Origin of the sequence: Halomicronema sp. CCY15110 (genome assembly GCF_016888165.1) — a bacterium.
GTDB lineage: Bacteria > Cyanobacteriota > Cyanobacteriia > Phormidesmidales > Phormidesmidaceae > Halomicronema.
In genome coordinates this window covers 46,060-66,667 of sequence record NZ_JACSWC010000349.1, presented here as the reverse complement: position 1 = coordinate 66,667, position 20,608 = coordinate 46,060, and the positions used below count along the sequence as shown (strand labels likewise).

The window sequence follows — 20,608 nt, the reverse complement described above, 5'->3', positions numbered from 1 at the left end:
TGAGATGCCAATCGAGAAACAAGGTGTGTTGTTGTGAGTTCCGCTACTCCTAAAAAAACCTGGAGCCAGAGATTTGAGTCAGCGCTGCATCCAGCGATCGCTGCATTTAATGCCAGTATTTCGTTTGATATCGAGTTATTGGAATATGACTTGTTGGGGTCGGAAGCTCACGCCAAAATGCTTGCCAAAACGGGCATTATCACCACAGCTGAAGCCGAGCAACTGGTCAATGGGTTGGAGCAAATTCGCCAAGAATATCGCGAAGGCCAATTTCTCCCCACCATTGATGATGAAGATGTGCACTTTGCCGTCGAGCATCGCCTGATCGAGCTTGTGGGCGATGTGGGCAAAAAGCTGCACACGGCGCGATCGCGGAACGATCAGGTGGGCACCGACATCCGGCTGTATTTGCGCGATCAGATTGATACCATTCGCGGGCAGTTGCGGGCGTTTCAGCAAGCTTTGTTAGATCAAGCTGACCGCCATGTGGAAACGATCATTCCCGGCTACACCCATTTACAACGCGCCCAACCGCTGAGTTTGGCCCATCACCTGCTGGCCTATGTGGAAATGGCTCAACGCGACTGGGAGCGTTTAGGCGATATTCGCCATCGCGTCAACGTGTCACCGTTGGGATGTGGGGCACTGGCGGGCACCCCCTTCCCTATCGATCGCGCCTACTCAGCTGAGCTGCTGCGGTTTGAAGGGGTGTATCGCAACAGTTTAGATGGGGTGAGCGATCGCGATTTTGCGATCGAATTCACCGCTGCCGCCAGCCTCATTAATGTGCATCTTTCCCGATTAGCGGAAGAGGTGATTCTCTGGGCTTCGTCAGAATTTGGATTTATCAAGTTGACCGATACTTGCTCCACCGGATCGAGCATCATGCCGCAGAAAAAAAATCCCGATGTGCCCGAACTCGTGCGCGGCAAAACGGGTCGCGTATTCGGCCATTTACAAAGTCTGCTGGTGATGATGAAGGGCTTGCCCATGGCCTATAACAAAGACCTGCAAGAAGATAAGGAACCGCTGTTTGACACCGTGCGTACGGTACAGGGATGCCTGCAAGCGATGACCATTTTGCTGCAAGAAGGATTGGAATTTCAGACCGATCGCTTGGCGCAAACCGTCACCACAGATTTTTCTAATGCGACGGATGTGGCGGACTACCTGGCGACCAAGGGCGTCCCCTTCCGCGAGGCGTACAACCTAGTAGGCAAAGTAGTGCGGCAATGTCTCGCCAATCAAAAACTGCTGAAAGACCTCAGTCTGGAAGAATGGCAAGCCCTGCACCCAGCTTTTGAGGAAGATATCTATGCGGCGATCGCGCCCCAGCAAGTCGTCGCCGCCCGCAACAGCTATGGCGGCACGGGCTTTGGGCAAGTTCGCATGGCGCTGAGTGAAGCGAAAAAACGCTTGCTCGTGGCGGAGTAGCGGCGTAATTGGGTAGCAGGAATCAAGATGGACGGCTCAGCCGTTGAGAACATCACCTGAGGCACACGGCTGCAATAACTATCCCGACGCCTAACCGGGCAAGGGACCATCCCAACACTCAGCCACCCTGCTACCCTCACACCCTGCCATCCTCAAACGCCCCTCTCCGCTCCCCTTGCACCCTGATATGCTCTTGTTCTCCTAACCTGACTCTTTCTTTTCTATGACGATTTCTCTCTGCATGATTGTCAAAGACGAAGCGGCAAATTTGCCCCGTTGTCTGGAAAGTGTGAAGGACTGCGTGGATGAGATGCTGATTTGGGATACGGGGTCACAGGATGGCACGATCGCGATCGCCCAATCTTTCGGCGCAACGGTCAACACAACGGAGTGGGCGAATGATTTCGCGGCGGCGCGGAACCAGTCTATTGCCCCGGCCACCAGCGACTGGATTTTGGTTTTGGATGCGGACGAGACTTTGACCGAAGCGGGCCGTGAGTTGCTGCAACAGCTCCGCACGGGGGAATCGCTGGCGGATCGACCGGTGGACTCGATCGTGGCGATCAACCTCATGCGCTACGAGGTGAATGCCGATCAGTCGCCCTATTCCGAAGTGTCTCGCCTGTTTCGCAATCACGTCGGCTTGACATTTGAGCGCCCTTATCACGAAACCATTGATGATAGTGTGTTGCGCTTGATGCAGGCCGCACCCGATTGGCAGGTCGTGTTGTGGCCCCAGGCCGCGATCGCCCACACTGGGTACGGAGCTGACGCGATCGCCCAGCGCGACAAATTTACCCGCGCCGCCCAAATTATGTCCGCCTATTTGGCCGAGCATCCCCAAGATGCGTACATCTGCAATAAATTGGGAGCGTTATTCGTCAGCGTGGGCCACACCGAACGGGGACGGTTGTTGCTAGAACGCGGATTGGCTGCCCAACCGACCGACGCTTCCACCTTGTACGAACTGCACTATCACCTGGGATTGGCCTATCGCGATGCCCGACTGACCGCGATCGCCATCGACCATTATCAAAAAGCCTTGGCGCAAGACGTGCCAGCGATGCTCAAGGTCGGTGCTTTGATTAACTTGGGCAGTCTTTATCAAACGGCTAAAAACGACAAAGGCGCGATCGCCGTCTACGAGCAAGCGATCGCCGCCACCCCCGACTTTGCCCTGCCCTACTTCAACCTCGGCATTGCCAGGCGGTCATTAGGCGATCTCCCAGGGGCAGTAGCGGCTTATGAGCAAGCGATCGCCCGCGACCCCAACTACGCTGCCGCCCATCAAAATCTAGCCGTGGCCCTGTTTAAGCTCAGCAAACTACCCGAGAGTATTGAAGCTTTTCAACGCGCGATCGCCCTCTATCGCCAGTCTGACCCGGCCCAAGCCGATCGCCTGCTGGACAAGATCAGCGCTCTCGGCATCAAAATGTAGTGCCGCCCAGTGGCCGCACCCCCCATTACGCAACGTTAAGCCAGCACGGATCGCGATCGGTGTCACCCTCTGAATCGCCAGTTTGCTAGCACCGTCATCTGACCCTCATTTGCTAGCAACGCCTTCAGAAGAGATGGCTTCTGAAGCAAACTATGACCCGGATCACCAGCCAGTCGTGATACAAACAACGACAAAGGTTGACGATCACCACTCATCCACAACCGATTTTCTCTCCAGACCGATTGTTTACCTCGATAGCACGACAGTGCCAGGCCTCTCGCCGATTTCTCACTTGACCAGCCCCCTAATCAAGAGAATCTGCCATGTTTAATTTCGATCCGGTCGGTAATTTTTTTAGAGACAACATCATTAATCCGATTCAGGACAACGTTTTTGACCCCGTCCAGAATTTGGTCGAAGCCGCCCAGGATGCGATCGCAGACACCCTGTTTGATCCACTCTTGGATGCCATCGGGTTCGATCAGTTGCTCAGCCAATACGCCCCGCCTAGATTGGTGGATGCCGACGGCGCAACGGTCGATGCCGCCACCACCCCCTTGGAGGGTGATGTGGTGGTGCTGATTCACGGCTGGCAGTCCAGCCATGAAACCTTCAACAGCTTGTACGCCACCATTGGCAGTAAATATGCCGACAAGCACGTCTTGGGATTAGATTGGTCAGAACTCGCGGATCTCCCCGGCGATTTGTTCGAGTTCACCGGCTTTCAGGCCCGACCTGACAACACGGCCAGAGCCATCTCTTATGTGGCGGAAACCATTACGACCCAACTCCAGACCCTGTTTGATGTCACGGGTGGCGAGCTGACGGTCATCGGTCACAGCTTGGGTTCTCTCGTCGCGTCAGAGATTGGCCGCCTGTACGGAGCCATGAGTGATCCACTGGAGCAGTTGGTGGCATTGGATCCTGCCGCTTTTGCCAAAACCTATGACCTGGATGGCCGAGGTAAGGGGCAATTCGCCACCAGTTTTTTCCCGTTTCCAGGCAATCCCTTTACGCCCATTAACAAGCGCACGGTTAAGGATTTTAATACGGTTGCCCGAGAGTCGCTGGCGCTCGTCGTGATGGAAGAGCTGAACCCCATTGGCGGTCTAGCGGGCGACAACGACTTTGCTACGACGGCGCATGATTCCTTTTTGGTAGATTTGCCTTTCTCCGCTGGGGCGGCGGAAAAACACAACGCCGTCATCTCCGTGTTTGACTCGGCACTGGCGGCTAACTATTTCAGCCTGGATCGTGATGATTTTGGGATTCCGCCCCACACGGATAATCTGTACAACAACTTTGGCTCCACCTTTGGACGGTTTTTGCCAGGGATAAATTTGCCCGGTCATGAGGGCATCATCACCGCCGACTTGGCTGGCACCATTACCCAATACCAGCCGCAGCCCACGCCCATCGCCGCACCGCAGATTCTCCGTAGTGTGGTCGAGGGCAGCTTGACCGATGAGGACTCGACTCCGGCTAATCCACAGGTGGCTTCGGGACAAGACGCGCCTGCTGGGGAGGAGTCTAGTCAGCCACTCCCGTCTACTGATGAATTGATCGATTTGACGGGCATGGATGGCGCATTAGCCGTGGGGGTCACCCTAGAACGAGAAGCCGCATTTGATAATTTGCTCCAGTTCTACGCCACGGATGCCGTCGGAGCGATCGCGGGCATTCTGCCGGGCGAGGCGGGCTATGAAGATGCCGTGCGGCAAAATCTGCTGGCGCAACCCATCCTGTCGGTGGAAAATGGAGCCACGAGTCAGGCCACCATCGTCTTGGCGGGGGGCACCTTTTATGCGCCAGCGCTGCTGATTCAAGGCAATCCAGCCAACTTGGTTACCCTGGATGATGGTATCTTGGGCAGCGATCGCATGCAACGCGATGGCAACGTCTGGAAATTTGAAGATGCTTCAGACTTTGACTTTAATGACCTGGTGCTCACTGTGACCGCGATCGACCGAGTGATCGCCGTCAGCGCGTAGACGATACTAGCGTTGTGGCCGGAGCGATCGCGCCCCCCAGATGCGGACATCTATAACGCGGGGGCAACATGACCTCGCGTTTGGCCCTAGCGTGAACCTGAAAGACGAACCTGTCCGGCTCAACAGTCCAGGTGGGTGACTAAAACTCGATGTTGTCGGGCGTGCGGGGGAAGGGGATGACATCGCGGATGTTGCCCATACCCGTCATGAACTGTACCAACCGCTCAAAGCCGAGGCCAAAACCGGCGTGGGGCACGGTGCCGTAGCGGCGCAAATCCAGATACCACCAATAGGTATCGCGCGGCAGCCCCGCTTCGTCGATGCGAGCTTCGAGAATGTCGAGGCGTTCTTCCCGCTGGGAACCACCAATAATTTCGCCCACCTTGGGCGCGAGTACATCCATCGCCGCCACCGTTTTCTGATCATCGTTGAGCCGCATGTAAAAGGCTTTGATAGCGGCGGGATAGTCGGTGACAATGACGGGCTTTTGGAATAGTTCTTCGGCTAAGTAGCGCTCATGTTCAGACTGGAGATCGATGCCCCATTCCACCGGGAACTCAAACTGTTTATCAGCTTTAAGCAACTGGTCAACGGCCTCGGTGTAGGTGATGCGGGCAAATTCGTTGTTGATGATGTTGTCCGCGGTCGCCAACACGGAGTCGTCGATGCGCTGATTGAAGAAGGCCATGTCGTCTTCGCAGGCATTCAACACCGCTTTGAAGATGTATTTAAGAAAGTCTTCCGCCAGGTCGGCGTTGCCCATTAGGTCGCAAAAGGCCATCTCTGGCTCAATCATCCAAAACTCCGCCAGGTGCCGGGACGTGTTGGAATTTTCGGCGCGAAAGGTGGGACCAAAGGTGTAGACGTTGGTGAAGGCCATTGCCATAATCTCTGCCTCCAGCTGACCACTGACGGTGAGGTAAGCAGATTTACCAAAGAAATCCTGCTCCACATCGACCGCGTTGCCCTTGGTCAAGGGTGGTTGGTTCAGGTTCAGACTGGTGACGGTGAACATTTCCCCCGCCCCTTCGCAGTCGCTGGCAGTCAGGATCGGGGTGTGGATCCACATAAAGCCGCGATCGCGGAAAAAATCGTGGACGGCTTGGGCCGCCGCATTCCGTACGCGAAAGACGGCGCTCAAGGTGTTGGTGCGCGCTCGCAAATGACCCAGCGTGCGCAAAAATTCAAAGCTGTGCCGTTTCTTTTGCAGCGGATAAGACTCATCAGCGCCGCCAAACACTGTAATTTGCTCAGCTTTGATTTCGATGCGCTGCCCCTTCGCGGGGGATTCCACCACGGTGCCCTGAATCTCAACGGAGGCTCCGGTGGCCAGCTGACCGACTAGATTGTCATAGTCCGCCAGGTCAGACTCCGCCACAATCTGCACCCCACTCATGCAGGAGCCATCGTTGACGTTGATAAAGCACAGGGTCTTTTGGGCGCGTTTGGTGCGTACCCACCCTTGAATGGTAGTAGAGTCGCCCGGTTGTCCCGATTTGAGCAAATCAGTGATGCGAGTGGCAGCCATAGTCGATGGGGTGAACGTAGGAGTGAAGGATACGTTAACAGTTTAGAGCCACCGCAGCGTCGTGCTGAAGGCTAGGGGCAAAGGAAACGACGGGGCAGGGAAGATTAGCCGTTCGGTTGAGGGTCGGAGAGATGAGAAATCTCGTGCAGGCGTAATCCTGCAATGGGATTGCAGGACGGGTGGGTTAGCGGTTGGCGATCGCGTGCAAAATCCAGCCGATGATGACCCCGATGCCGCCAAAGCGCACCGCCTGCCAAAAGGGTTCACGTAGCGATCGCCAATCAAACAGATGGCTTTCCAGTTGCAGTTCCAGATCCTGTAAGCGCTCCTGCAATTGCTTCAGGTCTTCGGCGCTCAGGCCAGATACTTTCAACTGTTCTTCGACCTGCGCTTGTTGAGCTTGCAGCTCTCGCACCCGCTCAAACCGCTGTCGTAACATCTCAACGGAGGTTTCGAGCTGCGTCAGGGCTGCGTCAAATCCCTGCCAGTCATGATCTGGCGATGGCAATGACACCATCCCCCGGTGGGCCCGGCGATCGCGTCGTTGTTGGTGACGCAGACGCCTCAATCGGCGATTCATATGCACAATGGAAGATGAAGAACGTCGCGCTCATCATACCGAACATTTACTGGCAGCCCACGATGAATTCTCCCCACCCATCCGCCGCACGACAGACCCTGAGCGAGCTAGAGCTTGCCCAACAGCTGGCATCTCAACTCGCGATCAAGCCCAACGATTGGCATCGCCTTAATCGCAACCGCAAAGTCAGGGCACAAGAACAAGCTGCCGCCGCCCTCGTTTACTTACTTAAAGATCAGCCCAATGAGGCCCTCAGTCGGTTACAACAAGCCGTCGGTTGGCTAGATCAGAGCTTGACTGCACCACCGTGCCCGAGCCATGGCGAAAAGCGCACTTCAGCAAACTAGCGGCATGCCAAACCAGCGATGAATGCGTTTAGAAAGGTGCAGTTCGCGGCCGCCTTGACTCCACTGCACCTCGTCAAAGATTTGGTTGAGGATATACAGCCCGCGACCACATTCGTCCACCGCGATCGCATCAGCGCTGACCTTATCAGCCCGATCCAAGCAACAGCACTCGAAGTCGAAGCCGCCGCCCTGGTCTTGAATAATCCACCGATATTGGCCCCCAGAAGTCTTGTAGCGTACTGAGATGACCTTCAGCGGGTCAAGGTGATTACCATGCTTGACCGCATTGACCAAAGCCTCTTGCAACCCCAGACGAACTTCTGGTTGCCACCGTTGCGGTACTTTATCCATTAATCGATCCAATACTGGACATAGATAAAGCGTCGAAACAAAGCTCAAACTACCCCAAGGCGATTGAACTGAGGGCTGGAAAAGCGCTACCACTGGATATCCTCCAGAGAAATAACAAAACTTTACAGACAAACGAAACTGAGGCCGTCAAAACTGCTGTTTATATCAAGCAAACGACCCGAAGTTAAGGTATCCAAAATGCCTAAAAAGCCTGTAGAACTTACGTTTGATTTAAAGTGAGTTCTGAGATTTATTAAATTCTTTTCACATTATATCAAGAGAATCCCGGACAACGGCCAATCGGTAAGGGGATGAAATCACTTTCCTGACGGAAAATACGTATCCTTATCTGGAGAGATTGCTTGTAACATCGTTGCCCGCATGACCAAAATGAGTTCGAATTTGGTCATGGCCCTCCCCATCGGCCTGATTTTGCTGAGGCTCACTGGGGGGCAGCGAGAACCCGATGCCAAGATCACTCGGGCAGGTGGTGTTTGGCGGCATCCGCCACCGTAGCGGATGTATCTTGACTCAGTTGGGCTAAGGCGGCTTTGACTTCCGGGGTGTCAAATTGGCCGAGGGCTTGGGCGACTCGATGCCGCACCTGCCAATCATCGGCTTGCACATAGGACAATAAAAGCGGCACGGCGCGTGGGTCGCCCAGTTCGCCTAGGGAGCCAATTGCGGCGGTGGAAACAAGCGTAATGTCTGATTCCAACGCTTGAGTCAATAAATCAAACGAACGGGGATCGCCGAGTTCACCGAGCGCGGCCACAATGCTAAATTTCAGCAGCCATTCATCGGTTGTGTGGTAAACCGACTGGAGTTCTTCAAACGCTTCGGTCAGTTTAAGGCCGCCTAGGGCATCGGCTGCCGCTGACTGCACATCGGCTTCCGGATCGTTGAGCAGCAAGTGGCGCAATAACTTGGCAGTTTCCTGACGGTTTTGATCGCCGAGGGTGTCGAGTTGGCTCACCGCCGCGTAACGCACTCGTGCATTGTCGTCCTGGCTAGCCTGCATGATCAACTGGTACCCAGCGGCGGGATCAAGCTCACGCGCTTGGTTGACGCCGCGTAGGCGATCGCCCAAGTCAGACGATTCAATCAGTTGTTTAATGCTGTCGGGGGTGGGGCTCATGGCGGTTCCTCAGTCACTCAGGGCGGTTGGATGGGGATCACGATCGCCTATTTTATCCTGCCATGTCCGTCGCCACATCTTGATAGCTTTCCGCCAGCGCCCGCACAATATCCCCTTGGGTCAAGATGCCGACCAAGGCTCCTTGGTCATCCACCACGGGCAAGCGGGTAACTTTTTTATGGTGCATGACTTGGGCCGCTTCCTTGAGTGAAGCCGTGGGGAGGGTGGTCGTAACCTTGTCGTGGCCCATCACTTCCGCCACCGTTTGCCCGAGGGCTTTGTGCACTTCTTCGTTATAGCGGGCGGGATTTTCCAAATAAATGACGCTGTCGAGCAGCATGATGTAAGCCGGGAGGGGGGCACCCGTGACCTGCCACATCAGGTCAGCTTCCGACAAAATGCCTTTGAGTTCACCATTGGCGGTGACCACCGGCAAGCCACTGATGCGGTTGTTAGCCAGCAGTTGAATCGCCTCTGGTAGTAGGGTTTCGGGGGTGACAGTTAAGAGGTCACGGGTCATCACGTCGGCGACCGTTTTGGTCATCTGAGTTTCTCCCAGGTAAGGTCAGTCATGGCAGTGGACGCGGCTCATCAGGGCCGGATTGGCTCCCCTTGAGGATGGCAAGACCGAGCTAATCGCCCGTTGTGGGGCGATCCCGATCGCACTGCCCATTAGTTACTTTCATTTTAGGGAAGTGCCTTCGGTGAACTAGCTGACCGTTATAGGTCGTTACAGTATTGGGTCAGGATGTCGATGCAGTGGGCGATCGCTCCCAAATGGGCAATTTCGTAACCGTGGGTGTTGTGGGTGGGAAAGCTGAGGCAAGCGGCTTTGGGCACATGGCCAAAGGTCATCGCAATGGAGGCATCGCTGCCAAACCCGGTGATGATGGCTTGTTGGATGGGACATTGACGCGCCTGAGCCGCTTGCAGCAGTTGTTGATTCAGGTCTTCGTCATACAGGCCATATTTATCTTGGGAGAGCAGCACCGGCGCATCGTTCGCCGCGATGGGATATTCTTCCGAGAGGGGACAAATTTCTAACGCAATCAGGGCATCTAGCTGGTTACGGTGACTAAAGTACAGCGCTCCGATCGCTCCCACTTCTTCCTTGGCTGAAAAAACGAGATAAACCGTTTTGGTGGGAGCGTTAATCCATTCGGCGAGCGTCAATAAAATCGCCACTGAGGCTTTGTTATCGAGGGTATAGCTAGCGATGTAATCGCCCAAACGGTAGGGTTGCTTGCGGTGTTTGCCCACCACCAGGCGCGTGCCGGGGCGAATGCCCGCTTGTTCGAGGTCGGGCAGCGATCGCTTGGTTTCTACCCAGGCGGTTTCCCAAGTCACCGCCGCGCCCTCCTGTTGCACCTTTTGGGCCGACTCGTGGGAGATGTGGCGGGAGCCAAAGGACAAAATGCCGGAAATGGTTTCGTGATCCCCGAGAAAATCCACCACCCCTTCGCCATAAATCCACGGATAAGAACCACCCAGCCGCCGCACCAAAATCCGGCCATCGGGTTCGATATTTTTGACGATGCCGCCGATTTCGTCTTTGTGAGCGGTGATGGCGATCGCCCCGTCTCCGGTGCCGGGTATCCGAGCCACAATGTTGTCGGCATCATCTTGCCAGTGGTCGATCTCCAGGGCCACCAGTCGATCCATAAGAAATTCGTTGATTTCGCGTTCCGCCCCGCTGGGCGAGTGACACATCACGAGTTCGGCAATTTCGTCGTACAGAGTGTTGTAGAGCTCAGAATTAGACATGGCAATCGATGGGGCGAGCAAAAATTTTCCTTTAGCATGACACTAAAACACATCGGCCAATGGCGACTGACGCCCTCAAAAATGGGAGCGCTCATCAGGGCTAACGGGCACGCACCTCAGCCAATTCAGCCATCACCACAGGTAACGCCGCACAGGGGGGCAGTTCGCTGAGATTGTCAGGATTGCTCCAGGTAAAGGGGGCGGAGTGGGCCGCTGTCATCCACAACAAGCGCTTAGCGCGGGTCATGGCGACGTAGAGCAGGCGAAACTCTTCAGCAGTTTTGAGGTTTTTGGCCTGCTGCCATGCGGTCAATAAGTCGGGGATCGGGGCGGGGGTGGGCTCGGCGTGGGTGTGGACGCGAATTTGGGCGCGGGCGACTTCGGGCAGGCTGAAATCCCCTAAAAAGGTCTGTTGCTGCGGCACCCACAGATTGCCGGGGATGGTGCGTTCATGCAAGAAGGGCAAAAACACCACATCCCAGTCCAAGCCTTTGGCCTTGTGCATGGTGAGGATAGTGAGTTGGCCACGCCGGGTGTAGCGATCCTCCCGATCTTCGGTGTCTACAGCTTCAAATCGCTCCGACCCGACGATTTCTTGCAGGGTATTAATCATGGCGCGGAGAGTATTGTCTTCGCGGTTTTGCTGGGATAAGCGGGCGGCTAATTTGTCGGCAGTGGCGAGTTCGCTCTGGTTGTAGCCGAGGGTCAGCCCTGCAAAGGGGATCAGGTGATATGGGGGCAGTTCGAAGCGCGATCGCAGCAACCCCGTACACAACCGTCGTGCTTGTTCAGCGGCGTCGGTTAACGGGGGCGAGTCCAGCGGTCCCGGATACATAAACTGTTCGGGTTGCTTTGCCAGCAGGTTCAGGTCTTGGGAGGCGATGCGCTGGCGATCGACAAAAACCCGGAGGAGTGCCTTGAGGCGATCGGGCGAATGGGGCCGCTCAATGAACTGTAAAATCGTCAGCATCTCTGACGGCACGTGGGTTTGGCGTTCTTGTTCTCCCACGTCGTAGATCTGCAAACCGGTGCTCAGCAAATCGATCCCCAGCGTTTCAGGGTCGTTGAGAAGTTGGTGAATAAAGCGCCCCTGCCGATGTTCGCGCACCAAAATGGCCTGACTCAAACTGGGATTTTCGGTGTGCAGGGCGAGCGATCGCTGGGCCAATAGCCGCACCGTTTCCGTCACCGTGGGGGGGCGGTAAAACTCTACGCCGCCGCCGATAGGAGCCGGATTTGCATCCGGTTGGGGATCATCCCCAGGCACGGGGTGAATCGCCTGGGAGCGAAACGGAGCCAGGGTACCCGCGAGGCCCGACTGATTCACCCAGGTCAACATGGCGTTGGCAGCCGCCATAATCACCGCACTGCTGCGCCCGGCCTGATCCATCACCACGAGACGTTTTTGCTGCTGGGCGCGATCGCAAAATTGGTTAAAGAAAACTGGGTCAGCAGGGGTAAACGTCGAGTTGATCGCCTGATTAGGATCACCGACCCGCACCAGATTCAGCGGTGCCGTGGCATCTTCCGCGTCCTGCGCCAAAGTTTCCAATAATTGGGTTTGCAGCGGTGAGGAGTCCTGGGCCTCGTCTTCAAACACCGCAAACACGCGATTTTGCCAAAACCGCCGCGCCTCATCATCCGCCAGCACCCGCAGGGCCGACAAAATCATGTCGTCGTAGTCAATCAGATGGCGTTGCGACAAGAGGGTTTGATATTGCTCGTAGAGCCCCGCCGCCACCGTCAACACGTCATAATCTTCGACATCATCGGTAAGGGTGCGGGTCACAGAGGCAGCCAACCGAGCCAACTCCGTCGGGGTCATGCCGGAACTTTTGGCCTCGTGAATGACCGTGGTGGCGAGGTTGGGCAAAATTTCTGTGCGCAAAGTGGACTGCCGCCGCAACCGCTCGGTTTCCTCCCCATCAAACTGGCGGCCTTCGATCAATCGCTGATATAAATCGGGATGATCGACCAGCCACCGTTCCACACAGGTCCGAATGAGGCGGTTATTTTGCGTCGGGGTCAGCAAGGTCAGGGTGTCTAAACTGATGCCCGACAAATCGGGATTGCGAGTGGCAATCGTCAGCGCCAGGCCGTGCAGCGTATAAACCACGAAGCTGTTGAGGGGATATTGCAGCGATCGCAGATGGCGCTGCACCTTGGCCTTCAGGTTCGCCGCCGCTGAGCGGGTAAAGGTCACCAACACCAACTGGCGTTTGGCATTTAGCCCGTGACGCTCGATCGCGATCGCCGCCCCCGCCGCCATACCCGTCGACTTGCCCGCCCCTGGCACCGCCGACACCGCCAACGGCCCCCCCTGCCAGTCGGCCAGCGATCGTTGCCCCGCCCGCAAACTGTCTCGAATCTCAGTCAAAGTCGCCGCTCTGTCAGTCGCGATCGCCTCCGCCATCTCGCCTATTCCTCGTCAGTAAGGGATTGGCTCGATTTTAGGCGAAAGCCGCTGGGGGCGGTGGCTAGTGGCAGGGTGGCAGGGTGGCAGGGTACGGAGACTCAGGGCAGGACTCAACGACCCAATTACCCAACTACCCAGCTACCCAGCTACCCAACCACCCAGCTACCCTCACACTCCTCACACTCCACACACCCACTCCTCACTAAATCGCGCTCGCCACGATCGCCTGCTGCCACAACGCATAGCCCTGGGGATTCAGATGCAGGCCATCAGTGGTCAGGTCCGGTCGCAAATGCCCCCATTCATCGCGGAAGGTCGGTTGTAAATCGCGATATTCCACCTGGCGTTGCTGGGTCATTTGGGCCAGCTTGGCGTTGAGCGATCGCACGCGGTCATTACTAATTTCGGCCCGACGGGTTGGCAAAACCGAATAAACCACAATTTTGGCTTGGGGATGTTGCCATTGCAGCACACGCACAGTGCGCTGCAAGTTGCTGACAATCTGAGCTTCCGGCACGCCATTTTTTAAGTCATTCGCTCCGGCCATGAGGTGAATAGTGGTGGCACGGGTATTGGCAAACGTGCTGACCCGCTGCAAGATGCCGCTCGTCGTATCGCCCGAAATGCTTTGATTGAGCCAGAGGCGATCGCGGGGCAACATTTCCGGCGGCAACCACAGACCCAACGAATCGCCCACAATCACTTCCAAACGGTTTTGCCCCTGACCACCGGCCATGGCGCGGGCCTCTTGGGCCAACAGTTGCTGCCAGTCTTGATAGGTGGGTTGCTGCCCCATGACCTGCCACTGGTTGGCATAAGCACTCGGCGCAATCCGCGTATAAGACTGGCCCGACTGCAAGGCGACTTGCCGCTGACGAAAGAGCTCCGAACCGTTGCTGGGGCGGGCTGCATAACGGGGCGAACGGTTGGCGGTGGTTGGACTAGCGGCCACGGTTGGCGGCGCGCTGAAACGGGGCGGCGGCAATGTCGGGGTCGCGATCGGTCGTCGCGTCATGGGCAAGTTCAACGGCATTGGTGCGACGCTCGACGTAGAATCAGCCGGTGATGATGATGCCTGATTCCGCGCCATACCCGGCAAGGCACAAATCGCTAACTGTCGGGCTGTTTCCCCGTGACAAAGTTCACCAAACTGCGGCAAGGCCCGAACGGCGACCGGGGCGATCGCGTCGCTAGCGCGATCACTCATCACCGCATCAGTCATTTCCCGTGCTGAGGGCATCACCGTCGATGGTGGACGATCAGGCGAGGCGATCGCGGTCGCATCACAGTCCCCCGTCAGCGATTGCATCAGCAATAAACAAACCTCAGCAGCCATAATCCACACCTTTGCAGCATGTTGTTTTTGACAAGCCACTCAACATAGATTCAGGACAGTTTTGCTCAAGAACCGTAAAGTTCAGGAGCATCACGGAGCAGTGACGCTAAATCCCATCACCCATCACATCGGGGCAAACGTTGCCGTATATTGCGCAGACTATATTGAGTCCGCAAGCGCACCTTGCTGGGTCTAAACGGCAATTGGTGTCGTCGGATGAACGCCAAGTTGACATCTTCCTTCTACATGGCGAATAATGGAGGTTCGTGTGTAAACCCGCTCGGATCAGGCTGATGAAAAACAGTAAGACTGTTGCCTGCACGGCGATCGCAAGGAAAACCAATGACTTACGCAATTATTGAAGCCAGCGGCAAGCAGTTTCGGGTCGAACCCGGTCGTTACTACGACTTTGACCGCATGGCCGTAGACGAAGACGGCACGGTGGAGATTGATCAGGTGCTGTTCGTCTCTCATGATGGCGAAATGATGGTGGGACAACCCCACGTTGAAGGAGCTTCGATCTCTGGCACGGTGATGCGTCACCTGCGCGGCCCCAAAATCATCGTTTACAAGATGAAGCCGAAGAAGAAGACCCGCAAAAAGCGGGGACATCGTCAGGAGCTGACTCGCTTGATGATTGATACCATCAGCGTCAACGGTCAGGTTTTGGCCGGTGAGGCCAGCACTAGTGAGGCCCCGACTGCTGCTGAGCCCGCCCCAGTGGCAACTGCCGCAGCCGGTGAAGAAGAATAAGTTTCCATCGATTGAGTAAAACGGAGAGAAATCATGGCTCATAAGAAAGGTACAGGAAGTACTCGCAACGGGCGCGACTCAAATGCCAAACGCTTGGGTGTCAAGCGCTACGGTGGTGAAGTCGTGACTGCGGGCAGCATTCTGATTCGCCAGCGGGGCACCAAATTCCACCCCGGCAACAACGTCGGTCGCGGCGGTGATGACACGCTCTTCGCGATGATGGACGGTATTGTGACGTTTGAGCGTAAGGGCAAGAACCGCAAAAAAGTCAGCGTTTATCCCGCTGTAGTTGAAACTGCTGCGGTATAAGCGGCTAAGACAATTGATTATTTGTCAAAAGATGGCTGAAATCAGCCATCTTTTTTGTTGTCTGGTTTGAAAACATCACAGACCTCAAGGTCTGGGCAAATTGTCAGCGACCAGGGTTTTACCCGAATGACTGAAATCGGTCACATTGAGAGAATGCCAATTTGGGTGATGGATGCTGGATTTTAGGAATACCAACACGGTGTGGGCGTCGGTACTCACCGAGACGCTGGCGCATCTAGGGTTGAAAACGGTCATCATTTCGCCGGGATCGCGTTCCACCCCCTTAACGATCGCGTTTGCCAGTCATCCACAAATTCAGGCCATCCCGATTTTAGATGAGCGATCGGCCAGTTTTTTTGCGTTGGGGGTCGCCAAAGCGAGTGGTCAACCAACAGCGTTAGTTTGCACCTCAGGGTCGGCGGGAGCCAACTATTTTCCGGCCATCATTGAAGCCTACGAAAGCGGCATTCCGTTAATCGTGCTGACCGCCGATCGCCCCCCCGAGTTACGCGACTGTGCGTCAGGGCAAACCATTGATCAGCAAAAGCTGTTTGGCGACTACGTGCGCGGTTATCGAGAACTCGCCTTGCCCGAGGCGACGGTGCCGCAATTACGATATTTGCGCCAGGTCATTGCCCAAACGTGGCAGCAGAGTCAGTTGCCGGTGGCGGGGCCGGTACATATCAACTGTCCCTTTCGCGATCCCCTCGCGCCGCTGCCTGGGAACATTGACCTCAAAACGAAGTTAGCAGAGCAAATCCCGCCGGATTTCTTCTCGCATCTAACCCACCCAGCGGAGATCGCCTCCCTCATGTCCTTAACTGGGCCGCTGCCGCCAACCTGGGGACAAACAGAGCGCGGACTGATTATTGCGGGGCCGCACTCTACCGCCAGCGCCGCCGCTGATCGGGACTATTGTGACGCGATCGCCATCTTATCCCAACGGTTGGGCTGGCCCGTACTGGCCGATGGTCTGTCGCCCCTCAGAAACCATGCCTCATTGAATCCTGGTTTGATCACGACCTATGACTTATTGCTGCGTCATGAGGCCCATGCGCAGTCACTGATCCCGGAGCAAGTCATCCAACTGGGGGCGCTACCGACGAGCAAAGTGCTGCGTCAGTGGCTCGATGAAACGGATCCCCAACGGTGGATTATTGACTGCAGTGGTCGCAATCGCGATCCCCTCCATGGGCAGGCGGTGGTTTTACCGCTGCCCATGGCTGCCTTGGTTGCCCAGCCGCCTGTCCCTGACTTCCCTGTCGGAAAGAACCGCTCATCATATGGTCAGCAATGGCTCCAGCGCGAGGAACTGGCTCGTCAGCGTCTCCGCGAAAAATTAGCGGCTGTCGAGGCCCCCTTCGAAGGCAAGCTGAGTTGGTTGCTGCCGAGCCTGTTGCCGCCTGAGACGCCGTTGATGATTGCCAACAGTATGCCGGTGCGCGATGTGGAATGGTTTTGCCCCCCCAGCGATCGCGGCATTCGGCCCCACTTTAGCCGGGGCGCAAACGGCATTGATGGCACCCTCTCCACCGCAATGGGAATTGCCCACCATCACGGTCAGGCCGTGTTGCTGACCGGAGATTTGGCCCTCTTGCATGACAGCAACGGATTTTTAAACGCGCGCATCCGCTCGGGGCATCTAACCATTTTGCTGGTGAATAATCAGGGGGGCGGCATTTTTGAGAGTTTGCCCATTGCTCAGTTTGAGCCCCCGTTTGAAAAGTTCTTTGCGACCCCGCAGGCGGTAGACTTTGCGGCTCTGGCGGCCGCTCACCAGGTCGATTATGAGCTGATCGCGAATTGGTCGGTGCTGGCCGATCGCCTCCACGAGTTACCGACCTCTGGGGTGCGGCTGCTAGAACTGCGGTGCGATCGCAAATTCGATGCCCAGTTCCGGGCCGAGTTACTGCGATCGGCAGGCGACTTCAGCCTTACCTAAGCGCTGAGGAACCGTTAACTTTCCATATCGGCGACGGATTTGGGCACTCCAGCCGTGAGGACTTCGCATCCCGTGTCGGTCACCAACACGTCGTCTTCGATGCGAATGCCGATACCCCGCCAGCGATCGTCCACCTGGGGCTGACCTTCTACCGGTTCGTAGTCAGGCGTTACGTAAATGCCGGGCTCCACCGTGACGACATTACCGACTTCAAAGGGTTTCCAGGTTTTATCGGGATTCCGCAAGACGCCCGTATCGTGCACATCCAGACCTAAGAAATGGCCCGTGCCGTGCATGAAAAAGGCTTTGTGCTTTTTCTCTTCGATCAGGGTGTCGATATCGCCGACGAGGAGCCCCAGCTCAACCAGCCCTGCGGTAATGGTGCGCACGGCAGCATCGTGGAAGGCGTTGAACGGATTACCCGGCTTGACTTCAGCGATCGCCTTGAGCTGCGCCTCCAGCACCAATTCGTAGAGAATGCGCTGCTCGTCGCTAAATTTACCCGACACGGGAAAGGTGCGCGTAATGTCAGCGTTGTAGTAGTCGATGCAGCCCCCCGCATCGATCAGCAGCAGGTCACCGGCCTGCATCTGTCGGTTATTTTCCACATAGTGCAAAATGCAGGCGTTATCGCCCGACGCCACGATGGAAGGGTAGGCCGGATCGCCCCCTGCGAGTTTGAACAGGTGCTCCATCTCAGCCTGAATTTCGTACTCATAGCGACCGGGCTGGGCGATCTCGCGGGCATAATTGTGGGCCTTGACGGAAACGGCGATCGCCTTGCGCATCAACTCAATTTCCTCTGGCCCTTTGACCCGGCGTTGGGTTTGCAGCAGCAGCTTGCCGTCCTCAATGGCGACTGGCCCAGTGCCTCGCTTCACGTAGCTGGCGAGCAGTCGCCGCCAGTGTTTCAGCAGCTTGTCGTTCAGCGCTTCATCATGGCCGAAGTGATAATAGAGGCGATCGCCTCCCTTCAAATACTCCGGTAGTTTTTCATCTAGTTCACTGAGCGGAAAAACCGCGTCGGCTCCTAAAACTTCCTTCGCGGCATCGACGCCCAGCCGTCGGCCTGACCAAATCTCCTTGTCCTTGTCCTTGGGCCGCACAAATAGCACAAAGCGATGTTCCTCATGGTGCGGGGCAAACACGGCCACCGCTCCCGGTTCATCAAATCCGGTGAGGTAATAAAAATCGCTGTCTTGCCGAAAGTTGTACTCGACATCGTTGTGCATCACCGCCAGCGGCGCACTCGCAAAAATTGCGGTGCCCTTGCCCAGGCGTGACATAAGCGTTTGACGACGCTGCTGATAAACCGACTGCATAGTGAAAATCTGAGTAAACAAAGTGTAGAGGTCGACGGGATAGCGACCAAGGGATCGCCAGGCCACCGTTCCCGGTGACGACAGGCTGCTGTTGCCCCATAGCGACACGAGGGTCAACCGCCTTTGGTTAACCACCATAACGCCTGCAACTCCGCTTGGCAGTGCTCAGCTCAGCCATGTCGATGGGGGCACGCCGCCGTTAAACGGTTAACCCATGATCTGAATCACCATGCCGCTACTCGGCAAACTCCCTGTGGAGAGGGAAACTGTGCTGCCCGCTTGCCGCGTGGGGGTGCCGCTCATCAAATCTAAAAACGGCTGGAGTCCAGCAATATCACAGGCTTCGTCGTCAGCCGCAGCGGTGCGGTAGTGGGTGGGAATGACGATGCGCGGGTTGAGGGCACGAATGGCCGCCACCGCTTCCTCGGCGTCATAGGCTTTGGGGCCACCGCCCACAGGCACCAGCATCACATCCGGGCGACCCAGCTGAATCTGCGCTTCCACGGAGACCGGGGCAGCGGCTCCGCCCATATGCACAAAGGTGAGTCCCCCTTGCTCCCAGCGCCAGATCAGGTTTTTGCCAAAGCGGCGTCCACCTTCGCGATCGTGATCCACTTCCACCGACTTCATCCGGATCGGGGGCAATTCGTATTCACCCTGCTCCGAGAGAATCGGCGGATTACCGGGGAGCCCTTCCAACAGGCCCCCTTCGTCAAATAAGCGGCTGCTAATCAACACCACATCAGAGGCCACAGCGGGTGAAGGGTAACCCGCTGTGCAACCGATGGAACGAAAGGGATTAGTCAAAATGCGACGACCGTTGCCCTCAAACAAAAAGCTGGTGTGCCCCAAAGACCGCACCGTCACCCCAGAACTCTGCGCCTGGGCCGATCGCCAAGTTGAGGTCAGGCCCAACCCGAGCGCCGTCGCAAAGCCCATGCCGAATTGCCGTACAAACCGTCGTCGTTGCATTGTTTCCCTACACTCCACATCCACAATGAGGGCTGATGTTCCTGCCATTCAGCGTCATTATCCTATCGTTTTGCGGCAATCTTCGTCGCGGGGCTCATTTTAGTCCCTGATTGCCAGCGGCCCCTGGGCGGCAACCGCTAGGTCATCTCAGGTTGCATCCCGAGTTGGCACAATCGCGCCATGCATCAAGGGTCTCCCGAGATCGCCGCCCCCTTTAGGTCAAGAGGACTTGATGCCCTCTGTCTGTAAAGTCCAGGGCCAGAGAAACCGTCCAATGACCAAGAAATAGGTATAACCACTGTTGGCTGCCTTGTCATGACGACAGGTCACGGGATTTGTGCCCAGTGAGCAACGGCGATTGTGCCTGGATCACCTTCTCATGTAACGATTAGTAACGAGACCTGGGTAACCTAAAGGATACCGACTAGCAGGCGTCAAGAGGTGCAACAGGGTGAGACGCTCCCGTTATCAACAGGCTGGCTTTACGCTGCTAGAAATTTTGGTCATAGTGGTGATGGTAGGAATTTTGGCCGCGATCGCGGCCCCCTCCTGGCTCCAATATTTGGCAAACCGCCAAGTTGAAGCCGCCCAGGACGAGATTTATCAAGGTATTCAGCAGGCCCAAACGCAAGCGATCGCCCAGCGCCGCACTTGGCAATTCACGGTGCGTGAGCAAGATGATCAAGTGGCATGGGCGATCCATCCCCAAACGACGGCGGTGGATAACATTTCCACCTGGCAAACCTTTGACCCCAAAATTACGGTCGATTGGGACAACACTATAGAGTCCCATCAGGAGCAGGTTTACATCCTGACCTTTGACTTCAAGGGGATGGTGGAGGCCCAAAGCATTATCACCGTGGAAGATCGGGCGGACATTGCCCAAAAGAAGTGCGTGTTAATCAATAATCTGTTGGGCCGCACCTCGAAGGGCGAGGAATTGTCGGCTCGCAACCGCTTTGGCTTTGAATGTTTTTGAAGGTCGTG

18 protein-coding genes are annotated in these 20,608 nt (G+C 56.2%); 8 read left to right on the top strand and 10 right to left on the bottom strand.

What is annotated here, in order from left to right; genetic code table 11:
* Window positions 1-33 precede the first annotated feature (33 nt).
* The 3 genes from argH to JUK32_RS16695 all read left to right on the top strand — a co-directional run bounded on the left by argH (window position 34) and on the right by JUK32_RS16695 (window position 4,863).
* Complete coding sequence (argH, locus tag JUK32_RS16705) at window positions 34-1,434, top strand: argininosuccinate lyase (RefSeq protein ID WP_204140000.1); 1,401 nt, start codon at window positions 34-36, stop codon at window positions 1,432-1,434.
* 223 nt (window positions 1,435-1,657) lie between these two features.
* Entirely contained in the window at window positions 1,658-2,872 is a 1,215-nt protein-coding gene (locus JUK32_RS16700; RefSeq protein ID WP_204139999.1) for a tetratricopeptide repeat protein, read from the top strand.
* A gap of 323 nt (window positions 2,873-3,195) precedes the next feature.
* Window positions 3,196-4,863, top strand: coding sequence for an alpha/beta fold hydrolase (locus JUK32_RS16695; RefSeq protein WP_204139998.1), 1,668 nt, complete (start codon window positions 3,196-3,198; stop codon window positions 4,861-4,863).
* 139 nt (window positions 4,864-5,002) lie between these two features.
* On the opposite strand, the gene asnS is transcribed toward JUK32_RS16695, so the two are convergent.
* Both asnS and JUK32_RS16685 read right to left on the bottom strand, forming a co-directional pair.
* The gene (asnS, locus tag JUK32_RS16690; protein ID WP_204139997.1) at window positions 5,003-6,391 is read right to left on the bottom strand and encodes an asparagine--tRNA ligase; all 1,389 of its coding nucleotides are present in this window, start codon (window positions 6,389-6,391) and stop codon (window positions 5,003-5,005) included.
* 184 nt (window positions 6,392-6,575) lie between these two features.
* Window positions 6,576-6,959 carry a hypothetical protein gene (locus tag JUK32_RS16685; RefSeq protein WP_204139996.1) on the bottom strand — a complete coding sequence of 128 codons (384 nt, stop codon included), beginning with the start codon at window positions 6,957-6,959 and terminating at the stop codon, window positions 6,576-6,578.
* A gap of 74 nt (window positions 6,960-7,033) precedes the next feature.
* Between JUK32_RS16685 and JUK32_RS16680 the strand changes: the two genes are divergently transcribed.
* Window positions 7,034-7,318, top strand: a complete 285-nt coding sequence (locus tag JUK32_RS16680) for a DUF6439 family protein (protein WP_204139995.1) — start codon at window positions 7,034-7,036, stop codon at window positions 7,316-7,318.
* Here the strand turns inward: JUK32_RS16680 and JUK32_RS16675 are convergent.
* From JUK32_RS16675 to JUK32_RS16650, 6 genes are all read right to left on the bottom strand, one after another.
* Window positions 7,307-7,669: an ATP-binding protein gene (locus tag JUK32_RS16675; RefSeq protein WP_204139994.1), complete on the bottom strand. Its 363-nt coding sequence runs from the start codon at window positions 7,667-7,669 to the stop codon at window positions 7,307-7,309. The genes JUK32_RS16680 and JUK32_RS16675 overlap by 12 nt on opposite strands.
* 475 nt (window positions 7,670-8,144) lie before the next feature.
* Complete coding sequence (gene nblB / locus JUK32_RS16670; RefSeq protein WP_204139993.1) at window positions 8,145-8,807, bottom strand: phycobilisome degradation protein NblB; 663 nt, start codon at window positions 8,805-8,807, stop codon at window positions 8,145-8,147.
* A 52-nt stretch (window positions 8,808-8,859) separates the two neighbouring features.
* Window positions 8,860-9,351 carry a CBS domain-containing protein gene (locus JUK32_RS16665; protein ID WP_204139992.1) on the bottom strand — a complete coding sequence of 164 codons (492 nt, stop codon included), beginning with the start codon at window positions 9,349-9,351 and terminating at the stop codon, window positions 8,860-8,862.
* 176 nt (window positions 9,352-9,527) lie between these two features.
* Window positions 9,528-10,571, bottom strand: coding sequence for a M42 family metallopeptidase (locus tag JUK32_RS16660; RefSeq protein WP_204139991.1), 1,044 nt, complete (start codon window positions 10,569-10,571; stop codon window positions 9,528-9,530).
* A 100-nt stretch (window positions 10,572-10,671) separates the two neighbouring features.
* Entirely contained in the window at window positions 10,672-12,984 is a 2,313-nt protein-coding gene (locus JUK32_RS16655; RefSeq protein WP_204139990.1) for an ATP-dependent helicase, read from the bottom strand.
* 205 nt (window positions 12,985-13,189) lie between these two features.
* Window positions 13,190-14,323, bottom strand: a complete 1,134-nt coding sequence (locus tag JUK32_RS16650) for a GDSL-type esterase/lipase family protein (RefSeq protein WP_204139989.1) — start codon at window positions 14,321-14,323, stop codon at window positions 13,190-13,192.
* Window positions 14,324-14,665: 342 nt separating this feature from the next.
* On the opposite strand from JUK32_RS16650, the gene rplU reads away from it, so the two are divergent.
* From rplU to menD, 3 genes are all read left to right on the top strand, one after another.
* Window positions 14,666-15,076: a 50S ribosomal protein L21 gene (gene rplU, locus JUK32_RS16645; protein ID WP_204139988.1), complete on the top strand. Its 411-nt coding sequence runs from the start codon at window positions 14,666-14,668 to the stop codon at window positions 15,074-15,076.
* A 33-nt stretch (window positions 15,077-15,109) separates the two neighbouring features.
* The gene (rpmA, locus tag JUK32_RS16640; RefSeq protein WP_204139987.1) at window positions 15,110-15,385 is read left to right on the top strand and encodes a 50S ribosomal protein L27; all 276 of its coding nucleotides are present in this window, start codon (window positions 15,110-15,112) and stop codon (window positions 15,383-15,385) included.
* Between the two features lie 172 nt (window positions 15,386-15,557).
* Entirely contained in the window at window positions 15,558-17,327 is a 1,770-nt protein-coding gene (menD, locus tag JUK32_RS16635; protein WP_204139986.1) for a 2-succinyl-5-enolpyruvyl-6-hydroxy-3-cyclohexene-1-carboxylic-acid synthase, read from the top strand.
* A gap of 14 nt (window positions 17,328-17,341) precedes the next feature.
* Here the strand turns inward: menD and JUK32_RS16630 are convergent, their stop codons facing one another.
* On the bottom strand, window positions 17,342-18,649 hold the full coding sequence (locus tag JUK32_RS16630; protein WP_204140047.1) for an aminopeptidase P N-terminal domain-containing protein: 1,308 nt from the start codon (window positions 18,647-18,649) through the stop codon (window positions 17,342-17,344).
* Between the two features lie 207 nt (window positions 18,650-18,856).
* Window positions 18,857-19,621 (bottom strand): MBL fold metallo-hydrolase, encoded by a 765-nt coding sequence (locus JUK32_RS16625; protein ID WP_204139985.1) that lies wholly within the window; start codon window positions 19,619-19,621, stop codon window positions 18,857-18,859.
* A 451-nt stretch (window positions 19,622-20,072) separates the two neighbouring features.
* Between JUK32_RS16625 and JUK32_RS16620 the strand changes: the two genes are divergently transcribed.
* On the top strand, window positions 20,073-20,600 hold the full coding sequence (locus tag JUK32_RS16620; protein ID WP_204139984.1) for a prepilin-type N-terminal cleavage/methylation domain-containing protein: 528 nt from the start codon (window positions 20,073-20,075) through the stop codon (window positions 20,598-20,600).
* The last annotated feature ends 8 nt before the right edge of the window (window positions 20,601-20,608 follow it).

Bases quoted from the DNA above. Each gene is read 5' to 3' on its own strand.
- JUK32_RS16700 (WP_204139999.1), top strand. From the start codon at position 1,658: ATGACGATTTCTCTCTGCATGATTGTCAAAGACGAAGCGGCAAATTTG.
- JUK32_RS16695 (WP_204139998.1), top strand. From the start codon at position 3,196: ATGTTTAATTTCGATCCGGTCGGTAATTTTTTTAGAGACAACATCATT.
- asnS (WP_204139997.1), bottom strand. From the start codon at position 6,391: ATGGCTGCCACTCGCATCACTGATTTGCTCAAATCGGGACAACCGGGC.
- JUK32_RS16680 (WP_204139995.1), top strand. From the start codon at position 7,034: ATGAATTCTCCCCACCCATCCGCCGCACGACAGACCCTGAGCGAGCTA.
- JUK32_RS16675 (WP_204139994.1), bottom strand. From the start codon at position 7,669: ATGGATAAAGTACCGCAACGGTGGCAACCAGAAGTTCGTCTGGGGTTG.
- nblB (WP_204139993.1), bottom strand. From the start codon at position 8,807: ATGAGCCCCACCCCCGACAGCATTAAACAACTGATTGAATCGTCTGAC.
- JUK32_RS16665 (WP_204139992.1), bottom strand. From the start codon at position 9,351: ATGACCAAAACGGTCGCCGACGTGATGACCCGTGACCTCTTAACTGTC.
- JUK32_RS16660 (WP_204139991.1), bottom strand. From the start codon at position 10,571: ATGTCTAATTCTGAGCTCTACAACACTCTGTACGACGAAATTGCCGAA.
- JUK32_RS16655 (WP_204139990.1), bottom strand. From the start codon at position 12,984: ATGGCGGAGGCGATCGCGACTGACAGAGCGGCGACTTTGACTGAGATT.
- JUK32_RS16650 (WP_204139989.1), bottom strand. From the start codon at position 14,323: ATGGCTGCTGAGGTTTGTTTATTGCTGATGCAATCGCTGACGGGGGAC.
- rplU (WP_204139988.1), top strand. From the start codon at position 14,666: ATGACTTACGCAATTATTGAAGCCAGCGGCAAGCAGTTTCGGGTCGAA.
- rpmA (WP_204139987.1), top strand. From the start codon at position 15,110: ATGGCTCATAAGAAAGGTACAGGAAGTACTCGCAACGGGCGCGACTCA.
- menD (WP_204139986.1), top strand. From the start codon at position 15,558: ATGCTGGATTTTAGGAATACCAACACGGTGTGGGCGTCGGTACTCACC.
- JUK32_RS16630 (WP_204140047.1), bottom strand. From the start codon at position 18,649: ATGCAGTCGGTTTATCAGCAGCGTCGTCAAACGCTTATGTCACGCCTG.
- JUK32_RS16625 (WP_204139985.1), bottom strand. From the start codon at position 19,621: ATGCAACGACGACGGTTTGTACGGCAATTCGGCATGGGCTTTGCGACG.